This window comes from Streptomyces sp. NBC_00012 (assembly GCF_045040875.1).
Lineage (GTDB): Bacteria > Actinomycetota > Actinomycetes > Streptomycetales > Streptomycetaceae > Streptomyces.
Map to the genome: position 1 here is coordinate 6,042,671 of NZ_CP108309.1, position 17,922 is coordinate 6,060,592.

The following is a 17,922-nucleotide window of genomic DNA, read 5'->3' on the forward strand; positions in this document are numbered from 1 at the left end:
GGCAGCCCTCGTCCCCCCGCCACCCCGTCAGCGCACCGAGAATCCGTACACGGTCGTCGAGACGAACTCCTCGCCCGGCCGCAGCACCGTGCTCGGGAACGCGGGCCGGTTCGGGGAGTCGGGGAAGTGCTGGGTCTCCAGGGCGATCCCGGCGCACGGTCCGAACGGCCGGCCGTCGAAGTGGTCCGCCGTGTACAGCTGGAGCCCCGGCTCCGTCGTGGTCACCGTCAGCACGCGCCCCGAGGCCGCGTCGTACAGCTCGGCCGCCGGGCCCGTGCCCGCCCCGTCCAGCACGAAGTTGTGGTCGTAGCCCGCGCCGACCGGCGCCGGCGCACGGAAGTCGAACCGGGTTCCTTCCACCGGCAGGAACTCGCCCGTGGGCAGTGATTCGGCGTCGGCCGGAGTGATCCGCCCGGCCGCGATCCGCAGCAGCTGCCCGAGCGCGCTGCCGCTGTCGTCGCCCGCGAGGCTCCAGTACGTGTGGTGCGTCAGGTTCAGCACCGTCGGGGCGTCGGTCGTCGCCCGGTACGTGATCCGCAGCGCCCCGCCCTCGTCCAGGGTGTAGGCCGCCGACACCGCCAGACGGCCCGGGAAGCCCTCCTCGCCGTCCTCGGAGACCAGCGACAGCTCGACACCGTCCGTCACCTCCCGCGCCCGCCACACGCGCTTGTCGAAGCCCACGGTCCCGCCGTGCACCTGGTTGCGGCCCTCGTTGGCCGTCAACCGGTGCGTTCGCCCGTCCAGCTCGAAGCGGGCCCCGCCGATCCGGTTCGCGTACCGCCCGACCAGCGCGCCGAAGTACGGGCCGGAGAACTCCTGGTACCCGGCGAGATCCGGCAGCCCGAGTGCGATCCCCGCCCGCGCCCCGTCCCGGTCCGGCACCTCGACCGACTGCACGATGCCGCCGTACGTCAGCACCCGCACCCGCGTACCGTCCCGCTCCAGCGTCCAGCGATGCACCCGGGTGCCGTCCGCGAGGGTGCCGAACTCTTCCGTACGCATCGCCGTGCCCGGACCAGTGATCATGATCACGGAGCCTACGCGGGGGGCCGGGTCGCGGTGACATTGCGGTAGGCGATCTCCGCCAGCCGTGCCTGCCCGTCGCGCCCCGGATGGAACCAGTCCCACTGGCTGAGCTGCTTGCCGGTGAACGGGTAGTCGAAGACCGCCCCGCCGTCGTACCGGCAGCGCAGGTCCTTCGCGCAGACCTCCCGGAGCACCTCGTTGTACGCCACGACCCGCTCCCGCACCGATGCCCGCCGGGCCGTCGCGGGCGCGCCCATGTCGTCCGCGTCGCCCAGCATCGACCGGCAGATCCCCAGCTTCCAGATCTGCTTGCCCAGTGCGTTGCCGCGCCCCGTCGACCAGAGCCGCTGGAGATCCGGCACGCTCGACACGTACACCTGCGCCTTGGGCGCCCCGGCACGCAGTTGACGCATCGAGGCCTCGAACGACGCACGAAAATCGGCCACCGGGGTCATGTACCGCGCCGAGTCCCGGCAGGCGTCATTCGCGCCGATCATCACCGTCACCAGATCCGGCCTCTCCTTCGCGGCCGACGCCATCTGCTCCGGCAGCTGCGCGATCCGGGCCCCCGTCTCGGCGTGGTTCCAGCTGCGCGCGGCGGCCCCCGACGCACCGAGCAGCCGCACGGCGAGGCTGCGCACCCCGCTGTCGGTGCCGGTCGCCCAGGAGACCTCCGGGCAGTCCGCCAGCACCGAACAGGCGTCGAAACCGCGGGTGATGGAGTCGCCGACGGCGGCCACCGAGCCCGGCTCGCGGTCCCAGACCGGGCCCGGCCTGGCCGACGGCTGCGCGGCCGCCCCCTTCGTGGTCCCTTCCGGGCCGGAGTCACAGCCGGCCAGAACGGCCGTGCCGAGCAATGAGAGCGCCGCCAGGACGGTGGCCGCAGTACGCGAACGGCGGCGGGCGAAACGATCCTGCATCCCTTGGTCCCCTCGGTTATGCCCCCGGCAACCCCTGGTGGCACCGGTCGGAAGGCCCGGCCGCCCCGGCGGGTGAAAGCTGAGCGAATGAAGGGCCCGGGACCGACCGTACGTCACACCTGGGCCTCCGCCGCGCGGTAGCTTTTCCTCGTCGAACCAGCGGCGCGTTTCCCCCGCCCGGCTCCACTCGGGTGGCTTTCCGTAAATCACATCACGTCACATACTGTCCCTTTTCAGGAGTTTCACCCCGATGCTGTTTACTGATGACAACCTCGGGATCCGGCCGAGAAGAGACGGTACGGTCGCGAAGCCGCTGGGGAAGGCGAACCTCGTCCCACACTGGAGGTCCCGGTGACGACACGTGGAGTTCTGTACGTTCACTCCGCACCGCGCGCGCTCTGCCCCCATGTCGAATGGGCGATGGGCGGTGTCCTCGGTGTGCGGGTCCAACTGGACTGGATCAGACAGCCCGCCGCGCCCGGCACCTGGCGCTCGGAGTTCTCCTGGCAGGCCCGCCCCGGCACGGCGTCCAAGCTCGCCTCTGCGCTGCGGGGCTGGGACCTGCTGCGCTTCGAGGTGACGGCGGAGCCGAGCCCCACGTCGGAGGGCGAGCGCTACAGCTCCACGCCCGGCCTCGGCATCTTCCACGCCGTCACCGGCATGCACGGCGACATCCTGGTGCCCGAGGACCGGCTGCGGGCCGCGCTGGCACGGTCCGCGCGCGGCGAGAGCGACCTGGAGGCCGAGATCGCCAAACTGCTCGGCAAGCCCTGGGACGACGAGCTGGAGTCCTTCCGCCACGCGGGCGAGGGCGCGCCGGTGCGGTGGCTGCACCAGGTGGTGTGACGAATTCCGGCCCCGGCCCGGGAAGCGGGGGAGCGCCCCGCGCAACGCACGATGCCGCCTCCCCCGAAGGGAAGGCGGCATCGCCGTACCGGGGCCGCGGACCGCGGGTCAGACGCTGCGGAACGCCAGGACCACGTTGTGCCCGCCGAACCCGAACGAGTTGTTGATCGCGGCGATCGAACCCTCCGGCAGCGGACGGGGCGCATCGCGCACGATGTCCGCCTCCACCGCCTCGTCGAGGTGCTCCACGTTGATCGTCGGCGGAGCCATCCGGTGGTGCAGCGCCAGGACCGTCGCGACGGTCTCGATGCCGCCGGCGCCACCGAGGAGGTGACCGGTCATCGACTTCGTCGCGGAGATCGCGACATGGTCGAGGTCGTCACCCAGGACCTTGCGCAGCGCCTTCAGCTCCGCGACGTCGCCCTGCGGCGTCGACGTGGCGTGCGCGTTGAGGTGCACGACCTCGGACGGCTTGAGGTCCGTCTGGTCCAGCAGGTTCTGCATCGCGGCTGCGATGCCGCGCCCGGTCGGCTCGGGCTGCGCGATGTGGTGGGCGTCCGCGGACAGCCCCTGACCCAGCACCTCGCAGTAGACCCTGGCGCCACGCTTCGCGGCGTGCTCCGCGGACTCCAGGACGACTACCCCGGCGCCCTCGCCGAGCACGAAGCCGTCACGGCCGGTGTCGTACGGACGCGAAGCCTTCTGGGGATCGTCGTTGTTCTTGGACATCGCCATCATGTTGGCGAACGCGGCGATCGGCAGCGGGTGGATCGCCGCCTCGGTGCCACCGGCGAGGACCACATCGGCACGGCCGGTGCGGATCATCTCGACGGCGTACCCGATCGCCTCGGCGCCCGAGGCGCAGGCGGAGACCGGAGTGTGGACCCCGGCCTGGGCATTGACCTCGAGGCCGACGTTGGCCGCCGGGCCGTTGGGCATGAGCATGGGCACGGTGTGCGGGGAGACGCGGCGTACGCCCTTCTCCTTCAGCACGTCGTACTGGTCGAGCAGGGTGATCACGCCACCGATGCCGGAGGCGATGACCGAGCCCAGCCGCTCGGGCCGGATCTTCTCGTCCTCGCCGGCCTTGCCGGTGAAACCGGCGTCGGACCAGGCCTCACGGGCAGCGATCAGCGCGAACTGCGCCGAGCGGTCCAGCTTGCGGGCGAGCGGGCGGGGCAGGACGTCGCCCGGGTCGACGGCCGCGAGGGCGGCGATCCGGACGGGCAGTTCGGCGAAACGTTCGCCCTCGAGAGGCTTGACGCCGGAACGACCGGCCATCAGACCTTCCCAGGTCGACGCCGAGTCGCCACCCAGCGGAGTGGTTGCGCCGATACCGGTGACGACCACGGTGCGATTGGTCGAGTTCACTGGAAAATCTTCTCCACGTGTAGGGGGTCGTGAATCAGCGGCGCCACCGCCGGGTGGCGACACAGGTACAGGCCTGATCAGCCCTGGTGCTTGAGGATGTAGCCGGCGGCGTCGCCGACCGTCTTGAGGTTCTTGACGTCCTCGTCGGGGATCTTGACGTCGAAGCGCTCCTCGGCGGCGACGACGACCTCGACCATGGACAGCGAGTCGACGTCCAGGTCGTCGGTGAAGGACTTGTCCAGCTGGACGTCCTCGACCGGGATACCGGCGATCTCGTTGACGATCTCGGCGAGACCCTTGACGATCTCTTCCTGAGTGGCGGCCATGTTGGCGCTCCTTCGATGTTTATCTGCAGGTTGGGGCGTGCGGGCCGAAATGGCCCGGTGTGCCTAGGGGAGGGTAACGACCGTCGCGGCGTAGACGAGACCCGCCCCGAAGCCGATGACGAGCGCGGTGTCGCCGCTCTTCGCCTGACCGGTCGCCAGGAGCCGCTCCATAGCGAGCGGAATCGAGGCGGCGGAGGTGTTGCCGGTGGTCTCCACGTCGCGGGCGACGGTGACGTTCTCCGGCAGCTTCAGGGTCTTCACCATCGAGTCGATGATCCGCATGTTGGCCTGGTGCGGAATGAAGACGTCCAGGTCTTCCGGGGAGATCCCGGCCGCGTCCAGCGCCTGCTGGGCGACCTTCGCCATCTCGAAGACGGCCCAGCGGAACACCGCCTGGCCCTCCTGGGTGATGGCCGGGAACTTCTCCGGGCGCTCGGCGTGGAACTCGTCCCACGCCACCGTCTGCTTGATGGTCTCGGACTTGTCGCCCTCGGAGCCCCAGACGGTCGGCCCGATGGCCGGCACCTTGGAGGGGCCGACGATGACCGCACCGGCGCCGTCACCGAACAGGAAGGCCGTCGCGCGGTCCTCCTTGTCGGTGAGGTCGCTGAGCCGCTCCACGCCGATGACCAGCACGTACTCCGCCGAACCCTCGACGATCATGCCCTTGGCGAGGGTCAGCCCGTAGCCGAAGCCCGCGCAGCCGGCCGAGATGTCGAAGGCGGCGGGCCTGCCCGCGCCGACCTTGTGGGCGATCTCGGTCGCGATGGCCGGGGTCTGCTTGAAGTGCGAGACGGTGGAGACGATCACGGCGCCGATCTGCTCGGGCGTGATCCCGGCGTCCGCGACGGCCTTGCCGGCCGCCTCCACGGACATCGCGGCCACGGTCTCCTCCTCGGAGGCCCAGTGGCGGGTGGCGATGCCGGAGCGCGAACGGATCCACTCGTCGGACGAGTCGATCGTCTCGAGGATCACCTCGTTGGGCACGACACGGGTCGGGCGGTAGCCGCCGACGCCCATGATCCGTGCGTACGGGGCGCCCTGGCTGGGCTTGATCTTCGACATTCTCGGGCTCCTTAGACGCCCGCGTGCTCGGAGATGAGCGCGCGTGCCGCGTCGAGGTCGTCGGGGGTCTTGAGCGCGAGCGTCTTCACACCGGGCAGCGCGCGCTTGGCGAGGCCCGTGAGGGTTCCGCCGGGGCATGCCTCGATGAGAGCCGTGACGCCCAGCTCCTTGAAGGTCTCCATGCACAGGTCCCAGCGGACCGGGTTGGCCACCTGGCCTACCAGCCGGGAGATGACCTCGTCGCCGGTGGCGACGGCCTTCCCGTCGGCGTTCGAGACATATGTCACGGCCGGGTCGGCGGGCTTCAGCTCCGCGGCGGCCTCGCGCAGCCGGTCGACGGCGGGGGCCATGTGGTGCGTGTGGAAGGCTCCGGCGACCTTGAGGGTCACCACGCGGCGCACACCCTCGGGCATGTCCTCGGTCAGCGCGGCGATCTGCTCGGCGGTGCCCGCGGCGACGATCTGGCCGGCCCCGTTGACGTTCGCCGGGGTCAGCCCGAGCTTCTCCAGGTGCGCGATCGACACGTCGGGGTCGCCGCCCAGCAGCGCCGCCATACCGGTCTCGGTGACTGCGGCGGCCTCGGCCATGGCGAGCCCGCGGGTACGTACGAGACGCAGCGCGGCCTCTTCGCCGATGACTCCGGCGAAGACCGCAGCGGTGATCTCGCCAACGCTGTGACCTGCGACGACGTCCGGCGACGCGTCGAGCGCGGCGGCGGAGAGCAGACCGGCGGCCACCAGCAGCGGCTGCGCCACCGAGGTGTCACGGATTTCGTCCGCGTCGGCCTTGGTGCCGTAGTGGACGAGGTCGAGCCCGATGGCATCGGACCAGGCCGCGATGCGGTCGGCAGCACCGGGGAGGTCGAGCCAGGGAGTCAGGAAGCCGGGCGTCTGAGCGCCTTGGCCGGGAGCGACGAGTACGAGCACCCTCACACTCTCTCTTGTGAACGGTCCCGAACACCCGTGGGGACAGGGACGAAGAACCGTATGGGGAATTGTTGATGTCCGACAAAAGTCTAGGATTGAGGATCTCTCGCGGCCAAGCGCCCCAGGATCAGGGCGATCCGCAGCGTGAACGCCGAGCGGACATCGGACGGTGACCATCCGGTGACGTCTGTCACACGTCGGAGCCGGTAGCGCACGGTGTTCGGGTGGACGAAGAGCATCCTGGCCGCGCCTTCCAGACTGCTTGCCTGTTCCAGATAGACACTCAGTGTTTCCAGGAGCGCGGAGCCCGCTTCTTCCAGCGGTCTGTAGATCTCCTCCACCAACTGGTCCCGTGCGGCGGGGTCGCCCGCCATCGCGCGTTCCGGCAGCAGATCGTCGGCGAGCACCGGCCTGGGGGCGTCCTGCCAGGCGCCGCACGCCTTGAGCCCGGCGGCCGCGGCCTGCGCGGACCGGGTGGCCGCCAGCAGGTCCGGCACCACCGGGCCGGCGACGACGGGACCCGCCGCGTACGGGCCGATCAGCGCCTTCGCGACGTGGAGCGGGCTGTCGCTGCCGCCCGCGATGACCACCAGGCGGTTGCCGAGCACCCCGGTCAGGACCTGGAGCTTGGCGTGCCGGGCGGCCCGCCTGATCGCCTCCACGGTCAGCTCGCTGTCGCCGTCCGGGGCGGTGCCGAGCACCACGCAGACGTGTTCGGGGGAGTTCCAGCCGAGCGCCGCGGCGCGTGACACGGCGCCCTCGTCGGCCTCGCCGGACAGCACCGCGTTGACGACGAGCGATTCCAGCCGGGCGTCCCAGGCGCCGCGCGCCTCGGCGGCCTGCGCGTACACCTGGGCGGTCGCGAAGGCGATCTCCCGGGCGTAGACGAGCAGCGCCTCGCGCAGCACCGACTCGTCGCCGGGCGCGGCGACCTCCTCGATCGCGGCCTCCATCACCTCGATCGTCGTACGCACCATCTCGACGGTCTGCCGCAGGGTGATCGCCCGGGTCAGCTCACGCGGAGCCGTGCCGAACACATCGGTGGAGATGGCCTGCGGGGTCTCCGGGTGCCGGAACCACTCGGTGAACGCCGCGATACCGGCCTGGGCCACCAGTCCGATCCAGGACCGGTTCTCCGGTGGCATCGCCCGGTACCACGGCAGCGACTCGTCCATACGGGCGATCGCGTTCGCGGCGAGCCGGCCGGAGGACTGCTCCAGCCGTTTCAGGGTCGCGGCATGCAGGTGGGCGGCGTTCGCAGCGGGCTGCTCAGGATCGGGTCGGGGCACGGAGACAAGATTGCCTTATCGGGCGACGTGCACGGAGGGCCGGGGCGACCGCGGGTCGTACCGACGGGTAGCGGCCGGGGGATCTGGCGGTCCGCCGGCCCGGCTACCGTGGGCGGGTGATTTCCGTACACCGCGCCGAAGACCGCTTCCAGGGCGGCGACCAGGACGCAGGCATCCTGTCCCGGCACGCCTTCTCCTTCGGCGGCTTCTACGACCCGGACAATCTGCGCTTCGGCGCGATCATGGCCTGCAACTCGGAGCGGCTGGAGCCCGGTGCGGGCTTCGACGAACACCCGCACAGCCACACGGAGATCGTCACCTGGGTCGTCGAGGGCGAGCTGACCCACCGCGACTCCACCGGCCACGCCACGGTCGTACGGCCCGGTGACCTCCAGCACCTCGGCGCCGCCTCCGGCGTGCGCCACGTCGAACGCAACGACGGCGACGCCCCGTTGACGTTCATCCAGATGTGGCTGGCCCCGCTCGAACCGGGCGGCGAACCCTCGTACACGACCGTCCCCGGCATCGCCGACTCGACCCCGTACGCCCTCCCGGCGGCCGGTGCGGTGCTGCATGTGCGGCGGCCGGGCGCGGGGGAGCGGGTGGCGGTGCCGGACGCGGCGCGGGTGTACGTCCATGTGGTGGCCGGGTCGGTGCTGCTCGGCGACGAGGAGCTGGGGCCGGGCGACTCGGTGCGGATCACCGGCGAGAAGGGGCTGGAACTGGTCGCGGAGGGGGCGGCCGAGGTGCTGCTCTGGGAACTCGGTGCCTGAGAGCAGGGGTGCGGGTGCGGGCTACGCCCTCGGGGCGTCGGTGAATTTGTCCAGCTCGCGCATCGCCTCGGAGTGGGCGCTCATCCGGCGGCTCAGACTGGCGCTGGTGAAGAGCGCCACACCGACGATGGACACCGGCAGGGACAGCCCGAGCACGGCCACCGCCTCGGGCCAGTCGCGCTCGTCCGCGCAGTAGTCCCCGCGCTGCACGCCCTGGTTGGCCGTGCCGTACTCGGTGAACAGCCGCGATTGACACTCTGCGGGGTACTTGTCGTCGGGCTTCCTGTCCACCTCGTACGGCGTCAGCAGCAGTACGGCGCACCAGGCCCACAGCAGCGCGGCGAGAGACAGCAGACCGATGCCCCAGGCCCGTATCCGGGTGGCCCGGTCGCGGAAGTCGAGGTCGTACTCACGTGATCGCATGGCGGCCGAATCTAGCAGCGCGCGCAGATGCCCCACTGTGCCTCGTCGGCCCGAGCCCCGCTCAGGTGGTGCCCGTGCGAGGGCCGTCCCAACTCTGTCCGAGGACATGGTGGTCGAGGAAGTCCAGCACCGTCTCGTACATGAGGCGAATGTGGTTCGGCACTCCGATCCCGTGGCCCTCGTCCGGAAAGTGCAGGAAGCTGACGGGCGTCCCGAGCCTCTGCAGATCGCTGTACAGGCTCAGTGCCTGGCCCATCGGGACGCGGTGATCCTTGCCGCCGTGCACGAGCAGTATCGGCGTCGTCACCTTCGCGGCGTGGAAGTGGGGCGAGTTGGCTTCGTACCGTTCGCGCTGCGTCCGCGGGTCGCCGAAGATCTTCCGGAAATAGTCGTGCATGTCCGTGTCGACCTGGAACGCCTCCAGGTTCCACATCCCGGCGTGGGTGACGATCGCCCTGAAGCGGTCGGTGAGGGTCGCGGCCCGGTTGGCCAGGTAGCCGCCGTAGGACCAGCCGGCGAGGCCGGTCCGGGTCGCGTCGAGGTCGTCACGTGCCAGCGCCGCGTCCGTCAGCGCGATGAGATCACGGTAGGGCCGACCGCCGTACTGGCCCCGGCCGCGCTCCTGCATGCGTCGCCCGTAGCCGGTGGACAGCGCCGGATCCGGTAGCAGCACCGCGTAGCCGCGGGCCGCGAACGGCCATGGGTTCCACAACCAGGTCCAGGCGTTCCAGGACATCTGTGGTCCACCGTGCGGGGCGATGATCAGCGGCGCTGGGCGCTCGGCCGAGACACCCTCGGGCAGCGCGAGCCAGGCGTGCAACGGGAAACCGTCGTCCGCCTCGACGTGCACCTCGGTCAGCGTGCCGGGAAGCGGGTCGAGGTCGCCGGGGGCCCTGAGGAAGGCGGGTTCTTGATCGGCTGTGACGGCATCCAGCCGGACCACTCGAGGCGGGCTGTCGATTGTGCTGCGCAGTGCGTAGAGGGTGGTCCCATCGGGCGACACGCAGAGCGCGGCGTAGGCGCCGGATGCGGTCAGGCGGGTGATCGTGCCGTCCGCGTCGCGGCGGAAGACCGGGCAGTGGCCCCGCTCGTCACCGGTGAACCACAGCGTGGCATTCCCATGGACCGGCGAGAGGGCCGCCCGTCCCGGCCACGGCCAGTTGTCGAACTCCGGCAGGAGGTCGGTCTCTTCACCCGACGCCAGGTCGAACGCGACCAGCGTGACTCGCCACTCACTGTCGTAGGTTTCCTCTCGCTGGCGCTGGCAGACCAACGCCGAGCCATCGGCCGTGAACGCCGGGCGGTAGTACTGCTGACCGGTGCGCGAGAATGTGTGGTGCTCGAATCCAGTGGCAGCGTCGGCGACCACCACGACATTCATCCCGGGAACGCGGCCCGTCGCGGCCCGCGTGTAGGCCACCAGCGATCCGTCCGGCGACAGCGCCATATCTCCTGCCCCCGTCAGGCCCTGGCTGCCGGCGTTCACCGGAGCCCCGTCGGCGTGCAGGACGAAGGTGTGGGGTTCGTCAGGGCTGAGGCCTGCACCAAAGCCATACGTTGTGGTCGCCTCGTACAGAACCGCGTTGACCATGGCGCTCTCGCGCTCACGGCGGAGTCCGGCGTATGCCTCGGCACTCACCGCGCCAGGCAGCAGATCAGCGGTGTAGGCGACCGTGCGGGCATCCTTGGCGACGGCGAAGGCGGTGATGCCTCCCGGGTGGTGGGCGATCTGCATGGCCTCGCCGCGGTCCGGCAGTGCCCACAAGCCCACGCCCTGGCTCTCGTTCTTTTCAGCGGCGGAATCGGTGTTCGCGCGGCCGGGGAGGAACAGCAGTGTGCCGTCGGCGGCGAAAGCGGGAGCGAAGTCACCCTGCACGGACCGGGCCACGGGACGGCTCTCGCGCTCGCCTGAGGGGTCCACCTCCCACAACCTCGAAACGCGCCTGGTGCCCTGGTCGTTGATGCTCTGCACGGACGCGATCAAGTGCGTTCCGTCGGGCGCCAGGACCAAGTCGGTCAGGCGAGGGTGTGTGGCGAACAGGTCGTGGAACGAGGCGGCATCATCCAAGGCGCGGATCATGACGATCATCCTGCCCGCCGTCCCCGAACCGTGACAGGGGTCCGACAACCTGAGGGGACCAGGGCGAGGAGAACCGGCTCGGCGGTGGTGCCTTTGACGTGGCGGAGCCACTTCGAACTGACCGCAGCGCGTCTCCTACGGCAGAGAACGGGTGAGCCACACCAGTTCGCCGCGGTCATCGGTCGAGACGTGGTCGCGCTCGAACCCAAGCTTGTCGAGGACGCGAAAGGACGGCGCGTTCCAGGAACGCACCGTCGACCAGAGCCGCTTCCGTCCGGTCGCGATCGCGGCATCGAGCACCGCGGAAGCCGCCTCGGTCGCATAGCCCTGTCCGTGCACGCGCCGGAACAGCTCATAGGCGATCTCCGGCTCGTCGACAGAAGCCCGACCGACAGTGAGCCCGCAGTACCCGATGAAGTCGCCCACATCGCGACGGATGACAGGCAGCAGAGCAATCCCTGTCAGCGCCGACGCAGCCCGCTGATTCTCGATCATCCGATGGTTGTCCTCGATCGACGGCATGCAGCCACCCCGTTCGGCGACGAGCACGCGGTGGGCATCGATGTCGGGCTCGGTCCACTGACGTAACGTCAGCCGAGCGGTGTCGAGTTGGAGCGGCATCGGCGAATACGGCATGGCGACACCCTATCGACGCCGCTCCCCGAGCCGGGGCGACTGAGACCACCTGGGACGGACATGGGCATCGCCCTCCTGAACGCGCGGCATCCGTAACGGCCGTTGAACGGCGAGGGGGAGCGACGGCGGCGAACACTGCGGGGAAGGGCGCCGAGGGCGTGTTTCGAAGGCTGCGGGGACCGCCCTCCGGGCGGACAGCGCTACTCTCGAAACACGCCCTGGCGGCCGGTGTCCCGGCGCCACATCGACCACATCGGCGGCCCGGTGCGGAACGTCATCTCCTCGTGCACGGCGAAGTCGTGCCGCTGGTAGAAGGTGAGATTGCGGCGGTTGCTGGACTCCAGGAAGACCGGCCGCCCGTCCGCGTCCGCCTGCTCCAGCAGCCCGCCGAGCACTCGCGCCCCGCGCCCCGTGCCCCGCGCGTCCGCACGGGTGCCGATGTACTCGACGTACCAGTGCTCGGGACCGGCCGGATGGCGGTGCTCCATCGCGAACAACCGGCCTGCGGTACGCGGGAGTCGGGCCCCCGTCGCGCGTAGGAGCGGACCCGCGTTGCGCAGCAGGTACGTCACTGGCAGCTTCCACTTCCCGGGCTCCGCCCACACTGCCGCGACCGTGCGATCCGGATCGGTCCACACCCGGCCGGCCGGGACCTGCTGGGCCAGATGCGCGGTGAACAGCAGCCGCAGCCGCCGGTCCCGGTTGTGCGGCATCAGCCAGCTCCAGACGGGATCCTCGGCGTAGGCACTGGCGAGCACGGCGGCGAGGGCGGGGACGTCGGTCGCGGTAGCGCGGACTATGTCGGCCATGGCCGAGGAGAGTAGCGGGTGTCGCATCGGCCGGTGTTGCGAAGGGGGTCCGGGACGACCGTCGGTCGCCCCGAACCCCCTTCGCCGTACGGCCTTTTTCGCGGTGACGTCAGACGAGCCCGCCCACGAACGCCCGCCAGGCGTCGGCCCCGACGACCAGGACAGGGCCGTCCGGGTTCTTGCTGTCGCGCACGGGCACGGCGCAGGGAAGGCCGTCGACCACCTCGACGCAGTCGCCTCCGTTGGTGCCGCTGTAACTGGACTTGCGCCAAGCCGCGCCACCGGTGACGGTGCACTCGACGCATTCGCCTCCGTTGGTGCCGCTGTACGACGACTTACGCCACTGTGCTCCGGTCAGATTCTGACTGGTCCCCATAGCGTTCCTCCATCACACGAGCGATCAATGTCGCCGAGTCCTCGGGGGAGAGGGCTGTGGCTTGCAATCGAGCGTAGCCGACCGAACGTTCCTTGATCACCTGGGGATTGGCGGTCATGTGCCCTTGGTCGTAGCTCTCCACGTAGAACAGGTCGGGGTCGTCCTCGAACCTGAGAAGGGTGAACGAGCCCATCATTCCCGTGTGCTGGCCGACGGAGAACGGAAGCACCTGGATCTGGACCCAGGGGTCGTCGCGGAAGCCCAACAGCCGTGCCAGTTGGGCGCGCATGACGTCGCGTCCGCCGACCTCCTGGAGCAGCGCCGCCTCGCTCAGGACGACCCACAGCGCGGGCGGATTCTCGCCCCGCAGAATCCTCTGGCGATCCAGGCGGGCCGCCGCCATTTCGTCGGTCTTCTCCGGGTGATCGACGCCGAGCAGCGCCCGCGCGTACTCCTCCGTCTGCAACAGCCCGTACACCAACTGCGCCTGGTACGTGGAGATGTACGTCGCCTTCGCCTCCATGTCCGCGTACGGCTGGAACCAGGTGGGCAGCTGGCTGCGCAGGACCAGGCCGACCAGTCGCGAGAACACGCCGTCCGTGCCGAGTCCACCCGCTCGGAGAAGTCGCGGGTGGGGATCTTCTTCGTCGTCTCGATCTGACCGATCAGCGAGCCGGTGCAGAAGATGATGTCGCCGAGCTGGCCCTGCTTGAGGTTGTTGGCCTCGCGCTGACGGCGTAACTCCCAGCCGTAGTAGTCCAGTGGGGAGGCGTTGGGATCGAGTGTCTGGATGTTGGCCACGGCGGGGCACCTCCGGCGTTCAACGCCTCGCAGCGTTCGTTTCCGCACGTAGCCGAGGGTAATCAGTCCACTGCACGCTGGTGACATGAATCACGTATTTGATCCACGGGCCGGAGATGTGGTGGAGCCGACCTACCATGCCGACTTCGCGATGGGCGAGCACTCGGCCCGGCATCTGCGCCGCATCCTGCGCCTGTACCTCACCGGCTGGGGCCTGCTCGAAGTGGCCGACGCGGCCGAGCTGGCGTTGACCGAGCTGATCGCGAACGTCGTGCGCTACGTGCCCGGCCGTCGCTGTCAGACGTTCATCTTCCTGCTCGCGGCCGGTGGCGTGCGCGTGGAGGTCGCGGACAGCTGCCCCGACGTGCCGAGGATGGCCGTGGGGGACGAACTCGACGAGGGCGGGCGCGGGTTGGTGCTGGTCGACGCCGTTACCGACAAGTGGGGCGTGGAGCCGCGCCGGGACGGCCGTGGCAAGACGGTGTGGTTCGAGTGCCTGGCCGCCGCCGGGGCGGCGGACGAGGCGATCTCTCTCAGTGACCGGAACGGAGCTCCGCGAGCACCGCGTCCGTGAACGGCGGCCACACCTCGGCCGCCCACGGGCCGAAGGCCCGGTCGGTGAGCGCGATGCACGCCGCGCCCGCGACCGGGTCGATCCACAGGAACGTCCCCGACTGCCCGAAGTGCCCGAAGGTCGCGGGGGACGAGGAACTGCCCGTCCAGTGCGGGGACTTGGAGTCCCGGATCTCGAAGCCGAGCCCCCAGTCGTTGGGGTTCTGGTGGCCGTAGCCCGGCAGCACGCCCTTCAGGCCGGGGTGTACGACGGTCTGTGCGGCCAGCACCGTACGCGGGTCGAGCAGGCGGGGCGCCTGCACCTCCGCCGCGAACCGCACGAGGTCGTCGACGGTCGAGACGCCGTCCTTGGCGGGCGAGCCGTCCACCGTCGTCGCCGTCATGCCGAGCGGTTCCAGTACGCCCTGGCGCACGTACTCCGGGAACGGGATGCCGGTGGCCTTGGCGATGTGATCGCCGAGCACCTCGAAGCCCGCGTTGGAGTAGAGGCGGCGGGTGCCGGGCGCGGCCGTCGTACGGTGCTCGTCGAAGGCGAGCCCGCTGGTGTGCGCGAGCAGGTGCCGGACGGTGGACCCCTCCGGCCCCGCCGGCTCGTCCAGCTCGACCGCGCCCTCCTCGTACGCCACGAGCGCCGCGTAGGCCGCGATCGGCTTGGTGACGGAGGCGAGCGGGAAGCGGTGCGCGGTCGGGCCGTGCGTACCGACGACGGTGCCGTCCGCTCGTACGACGGCAGCCGCCGCGGTGGGGACGGGCCAGTTGTCGATCATCGCCAGGCTCTGCATGCGTACGAGCGTAACGGGCACGGTCGAACGCCTCGGTCCCCGCCTCGGCCACTTCCTTTCGCACCTCGGACGAGCCGGACGGCCGGGAACCGGTCGGGGGGCGTACGGACGCGTGAGCCCGGCCAATGGTTGCTCGCCGGGTCAGGGGGTCTGGTCGGGAGTCCTCAGGGAGTCGACCCAATGGAGGAGGCGGGCACCCTGGCGGGTCATGATGTCCGGGTCGCGCAGTGCGTTGGCGAGGAGCGACATGCCCTGGTAGCCGGAGATGAGGGTGACGGCGAGGTCGTCCGGGTCGGGTAGGCCCAGGGCGCGGAACTGGTGCCCGGCCCAGTCGAGCAGCCGCCGGATCACCGCGCCGGCTTCCGCGTCCAGGGTCCCGTCCGCGCGCTTGTCGACCTCGACGGCCAGGGTGCCGGTGGGGCAGCCGTAGCGGGCGGCGATGTCGCGCTGGCCGACCCAGGCTTCGACGAGGGCCTTGAGGCGGTCGCGGGGGTCGGGCAGCCGGTCCAGCCGGCTGGTGAGCTGGTCCAGGTGTGCACTGTGCTCGGACAGGGCGGCGTGGACCAGCTCGTCCTTGGTCTTGAAGTAGTAGTAGACGTTTCCGACCGGGACGTCGGCCACGCGGGCGATGTCGGCGAGGGTGGTCCGCTCGACGCCCTGCTCGTGCAGGACCTGGGCTGCCGCGGCGGTGAGCCGTCGGCGCTTGTCGTTGGCCCGTGCCGCCCGGGGCTTCACTGAGTCAGTCACCCGACTAACTATATAGACAGCACCCGGAAGGCCCGTGCTAGGGTCCTTCTGAGTCAGCCAACTAACTAACTAACTCAGGGGATCGCGATGATCGTTGTGACGGGGGCGACCGGCAACATCGGACGGACGCTGGTGCCACTGCTGACCGAGGTGGGCGAGGAGGTCGTGGCCGTCTCGCGGCAGCCGCAGCCCGCCGGGTTCCCGGCCGGCGTCCGGCACGCGCGGGCCGACGTCGGGAACGCCGCGAGCATGCGGCCGGTCCTCGATGGCGCCGAAGCGTTCTTCATCCTGCTGGGCGGCGAGCTCAACGGCCACGGCGAGAGCCCGAAGGCCCTGCTGGACGCGGCCGGGGCCGCCGGGGTCAAGCGGGTCGTTCTGCTGTCCTCCCAGATCAACTCCACCCGCCCCGACGCCCTTTCGCACGCCCGCCTGCGCGAGTTCGAGGCCGCCGTGCACGCGTCCGGAGTGGACTTCACCATCCTGCGCCCGGGTGGTTTCGCCTCCAACGCCTTCGCCTGGGCCGAGCCGGTCCGTACCCAGCGCACCGTCTTCGCCCCGTTCGCGGATGTGGCACTGCCCGTCATCGACCCGGCGGACATCGCCGAGGTCGCCTCTGTCGCGCTGCGCGAGGACGGCCACGCGGGCCGTACGTACGAGCTGACCGGCCCCGAGGCCATCAGCCCGAGCGGGCAGGCCGCGGTGATCTCCGAGGCTCTGGGCGAGGAGGTGGCCTTGGTGGAACTCTCCCGGGGGGAGGCCCATGCCCGCATGGCGCAGTTCATGCCCGAGGAGGTCATCGGCGGCACCCTGGACATCCTCGGCGTCCCGCTGCCGGCCGAGCGGGAGATCAGCCCCGACGTGGAGAACGTCCTCCGCCGTCCGGCCGGCCCCTTCGGTGCATGGGTCGCGCGCAATCTGCCGGCCTTCCAGTAGAGCCCGTCCTGGGCGCGCGGAAGACGGTGCCCGCTCAGGGCGGACCGGCGCTCCATCCAGGAGGGTCGACCAACACGGCAGAACTGCCCCGACCCTCCAGTTCAGAGGACTGATACACCGCCGTTTGCGGCTGACGACGATCCTGCCGGCTTATTCGGTCACGCGGCGAGGGGGAGGCCGAGGCGGGCAAGGTGGCTGACGCGGGTGCGGTCGAGCGGCTGGCCGTTCCACCAGGCATCGAGGCGGATGAGGTTGAGCGCAACGGCGGAGAAGACGTGTTCCAGGTGGGTCTTTTGGAGGCCGAGGCAGCGGGAAGCGATCCGGATGCGCCGGAGTCGGACGAGGCCGACGAGGTGGTCTGAGCACGGCCCCCGTCGAAGGTGAGGTTTCAGGTTCTCAGCGCGGGTCCCTGCGCATGCACCACGTGCGGGGGCCGTTGTCGGGGAGCTGGACATCGGCTGTGACCTTGAAGCCGAGGCGCTCGTAGAATCGCACGTTCGCCTCGCTGGAGGTCTCCAGGAACGCTGGATGCCCAGCGCGCTCGGCCTCCTGGACGCCGGGAATCAGCACCGCACTGCCGAGGCCCTGCCCCTGGGCCTCGGGGGCGGTTCCCACGGTTTCCAGGAACCATCCCGGCTCCTGGGGCCGGTACGGGGCAATGGCCGCGTCCGCGGCCGCGGACGCGGCGGCCCGGTCGCCGCTGAGTTCGCCGAGGATCGGCCCGAGTTCGGCGAAGGCGGGCGAGGGATCCTGGCCGGGAACGGCCCAGACAGCCACGGCGCGGCCTTCGTCGGCGACCCAGACTCGGCCGTACACCATGCCGATGCGGGTCAGGCACAGCTCCTGGAACCGCCGGATCCGCTTCACGTGATCGTCCGCTGCGATCACGTGCCGCGTGTAGGGGTAGTCGGCGAAGGCACGGGCGAGGGTATCGACCGCGGTGGGAATGTCGGCGTCGGTGATGGTACGTACGACAGGGGCCTTGTGGTTCTGTGCCATGTTCACCGAGCCATCCTGACACCGGGTGAATCCCTCGCCAACGCGTTTTGACCAGGGGAGCGTGCCAGACGCCCCAGCCCGGAGCGCCGGGACCCCCGCCGACCGCGGGCTCGGCCGGCCGTGGCGCCCCGGCACTCCCGTCCCGCTTGCCCTCGCGCCGGATGCCCTCGCCCAGCACGGCATCCCGCGCGACAAGGTGTTCTCCGAGAAGATCAGCACCC

General features: G+C 70.4%; 20 protein-coding genes and 1 pseudogene. 5 read left to right on the plus strand and 16 right to left on the minus strand.

Going from position 1 to position 17,922, the window contains the following annotated elements; all coding sequences use genetic code 11:
* Positions 1 to 27: 27 nt before the first annotated feature.
* Together OHA19_RS27700 and OHA19_RS27705 are read right to left on the minus strand one after the other, a co-directional pair.
* Positions 28 to 1,026: an aldose epimerase family protein gene (locus OHA19_RS27700; RefSeq protein ID WP_405752036.1), complete on the minus strand. Its 999-nt coding sequence runs from the start codon at positions 1,024 to 1,026 to the stop codon at positions 28 to 30.
* A gap of 11 nt (positions 1,027 to 1,037) precedes the next feature.
* Entirely contained in the window at positions 1,038 to 1,946 is a 909-nt protein-coding gene (locus tag OHA19_RS27705; RefSeq protein WP_405752039.1) for an SGNH/GDSL hydrolase family protein, read from the minus strand.
* 351 nt (positions 1,947 to 2,297) lie between these two features.
* Here OHA19_RS27705 and OHA19_RS27710 point away from each other — a divergent pair, with 351 nt between their 5' ends.
* Positions 2,298 to 2,792 carry a DUF3145 domain-containing protein gene (locus tag OHA19_RS27710; protein WP_405712358.1) on the plus strand — a complete coding sequence of 165 codons (495 nt, stop codon included), beginning with the start codon at positions 2,298 to 2,300 and terminating at the stop codon, positions 2,790 to 2,792.
* Between the two features lie 108 nt (positions 2,793 to 2,900).
* On the opposite strand, the gene fabF is transcribed toward OHA19_RS27710, so the two are convergent.
* From fabF to OHA19_RS27735, 5 genes are all read right to left on the minus strand, one after another.
* Positions 2,901 to 4,163, minus strand: a complete 1,263-nt coding sequence (gene fabF / locus OHA19_RS27715; RefSeq protein ID WP_405712356.1) for a beta-ketoacyl-ACP synthase II — start codon at positions 4,161 to 4,163, stop codon at positions 2,901 to 2,903.
* Positions 4,164 to 4,240: 77 nt separating this feature from the next.
* The gene (locus OHA19_RS27720; protein WP_405712354.1) at positions 4,241 to 4,489 is read right to left on the minus strand and encodes an acyl carrier protein; all 249 of its coding nucleotides are present in this window, start codon (positions 4,487 to 4,489) and stop codon (positions 4,241 to 4,243) included.
* Between the two features lie 63 nt (positions 4,490 to 4,552).
* The gene (locus tag OHA19_RS27725) at positions 4,553 to 5,554 is read right to left on the minus strand and encodes a ketoacyl-ACP synthase III (protein ID WP_405712352.1); all 1,002 of its coding nucleotides are present in this window, start codon (positions 5,552 to 5,554) and stop codon (positions 4,553 to 4,555) included.
* Positions 5,555 to 5,565: 11 nt separating this feature from the next.
* The gene (locus tag OHA19_RS27730; RefSeq protein WP_405712350.1) at positions 5,566 to 6,480 is read right to left on the minus strand and encodes an ACP S-malonyltransferase; all 915 of its coding nucleotides are present in this window, start codon (positions 6,478 to 6,480) and stop codon (positions 5,566 to 5,568) included.
* 89 nt (positions 6,481 to 6,569) lie between these two features.
* Entirely contained in the window at positions 6,570 to 7,769 is a 1,200-nt protein-coding gene (locus tag OHA19_RS27735; protein WP_405712348.1) for a PucR family transcriptional regulator, read from the minus strand.
* Between the two features lie 116 nt (positions 7,770 to 7,885).
* Here OHA19_RS27735 and OHA19_RS27740 point away from each other — a divergent pair, with 116 nt between their 5' ends.
* The gene (locus tag OHA19_RS27740; protein ID WP_405712346.1) at positions 7,886 to 8,542 is read left to right on the plus strand and encodes a pirin family protein; all 657 of its coding nucleotides are present in this window, start codon (positions 7,886 to 7,888) and stop codon (positions 8,540 to 8,542) included.
* Between the two features lie 21 nt (positions 8,543 to 8,563).
* On the opposite strand, the gene OHA19_RS27745 is transcribed toward OHA19_RS27740, so the two are convergent.
* From OHA19_RS27745 to OHA19_RS27770, 6 genes and pseudogenes are all read right to left on the minus strand, one after another.
* Positions 8,564 to 8,965 (minus strand): hypothetical protein, encoded by a 402-nt coding sequence (locus OHA19_RS27745; RefSeq protein ID WP_405712344.1) that lies wholly within the window; start codon positions 8,963 to 8,965, stop codon positions 8,564 to 8,566.
* A gap of 61 nt (positions 8,966 to 9,026) precedes the next feature.
* Positions 9,027 to 11,045, minus strand: coding sequence for an alpha/beta fold hydrolase (locus OHA19_RS27750; protein WP_405752042.1), 2,019 nt, complete (start codon positions 11,043 to 11,045; stop codon positions 9,027 to 9,029).
* 135 nt (positions 11,046 to 11,180) lie between these two features.
* Positions 11,181 to 11,681, minus strand: coding sequence for a GNAT family N-acetyltransferase (locus OHA19_RS27755; RefSeq protein WP_405712341.1), 501 nt, complete (start codon positions 11,679 to 11,681; stop codon positions 11,181 to 11,183).
* A gap of 200 nt (positions 11,682 to 11,881) precedes the next feature.
* A complete protein-coding gene (locus tag OHA19_RS27760; protein ID WP_405752045.1) occupies positions 11,882 to 12,490 on the minus strand; it encodes a GNAT family N-acetyltransferase in 609 nt (202 codons plus the stop codon).
* Positions 12,491 to 12,599: 109 nt separating this feature from the next.
* Positions 12,600 to 12,866 (minus strand): DUF397 domain-containing protein, encoded by a 267-nt coding sequence (locus OHA19_RS27765; protein WP_405712338.1) that lies wholly within the window; start codon positions 12,864 to 12,866, stop codon positions 12,600 to 12,602.
* Positions 12,826 to 13,667: pseudogene (locus OHA19_RS27770) on the minus strand (helix-turn-helix transcriptional regulator). The gene OHA19_RS27765 and the pseudogene OHA19_RS27770 overlap by 41 nt, the downstream one beginning before the upstream one ends.
* Positions 13,668 to 13,752: 85 nt before the next feature.
* Here OHA19_RS27770 and OHA19_RS27775 point away from each other — a divergent pair.
* The gene (locus tag OHA19_RS27775; RefSeq protein ID WP_405752047.1) at positions 13,753 to 14,241 is read left to right on the plus strand and encodes an ATP-binding protein; all 489 of its coding nucleotides are present in this window, start codon (positions 13,753 to 13,755) and stop codon (positions 14,239 to 14,241) included.
* Here OHA19_RS27775 and OHA19_RS27780 read toward each other — a convergent pair.
* On the minus strand, positions 14,201 to 15,022 hold the full coding sequence (locus OHA19_RS27780) for a serine hydrolase domain-containing protein (RefSeq protein WP_405752050.1): 822 nt from the start codon (positions 15,020 to 15,022) through the stop codon (positions 14,201 to 14,203). The two genes, OHA19_RS27775 and OHA19_RS27780, sit on opposite strands and share 41 nt — an antisense overlap.
* A 141-nt stretch (positions 15,023 to 15,163) precedes the next feature.
* Complete coding sequence (locus OHA19_RS27785; RefSeq protein ID WP_405712329.1) at positions 15,164 to 15,769, minus strand: TetR/AcrR family transcriptional regulator; 606 nt, start codon at positions 15,767 to 15,769, stop codon at positions 15,164 to 15,166.
* 87 nt (positions 15,770 to 15,856) lie between these two features.
* On the opposite strand from OHA19_RS27785, the gene OHA19_RS27790 reads away from it, so the two are divergent.
* Together OHA19_RS27790 and OHA19_RS27795 are read left to right on the plus strand one after the other, a co-directional pair.
* Positions 15,857 to 16,702, plus strand: coding sequence for an SDR family oxidoreductase (locus tag OHA19_RS27790; protein WP_405712327.1), 846 nt, complete (start codon positions 15,857 to 15,859; stop codon positions 16,700 to 16,702).
* Between the two features lie 191 nt (positions 16,703 to 16,893).
* Positions 16,894 to 17,064, plus strand: coding sequence for a hypothetical protein (locus OHA19_RS27795; RefSeq protein ID WP_405712325.1), 171 nt, complete (start codon positions 16,894 to 16,896; stop codon positions 17,062 to 17,064).
* Between the two features lie 34 nt (positions 17,065 to 17,098).
* On the opposite strand, the gene OHA19_RS27800 is transcribed toward OHA19_RS27795, so the two are convergent.
* Positions 17,099 to 17,701: a GNAT family N-acetyltransferase gene (locus OHA19_RS27800; RefSeq protein WP_405721422.1), complete on the minus strand. Its 603-nt coding sequence runs from the start codon at positions 17,699 to 17,701 to the stop codon at positions 17,099 to 17,101.
* Between the last annotated feature and the right edge of the window lie 221 nt (positions 17,702 to 17,922).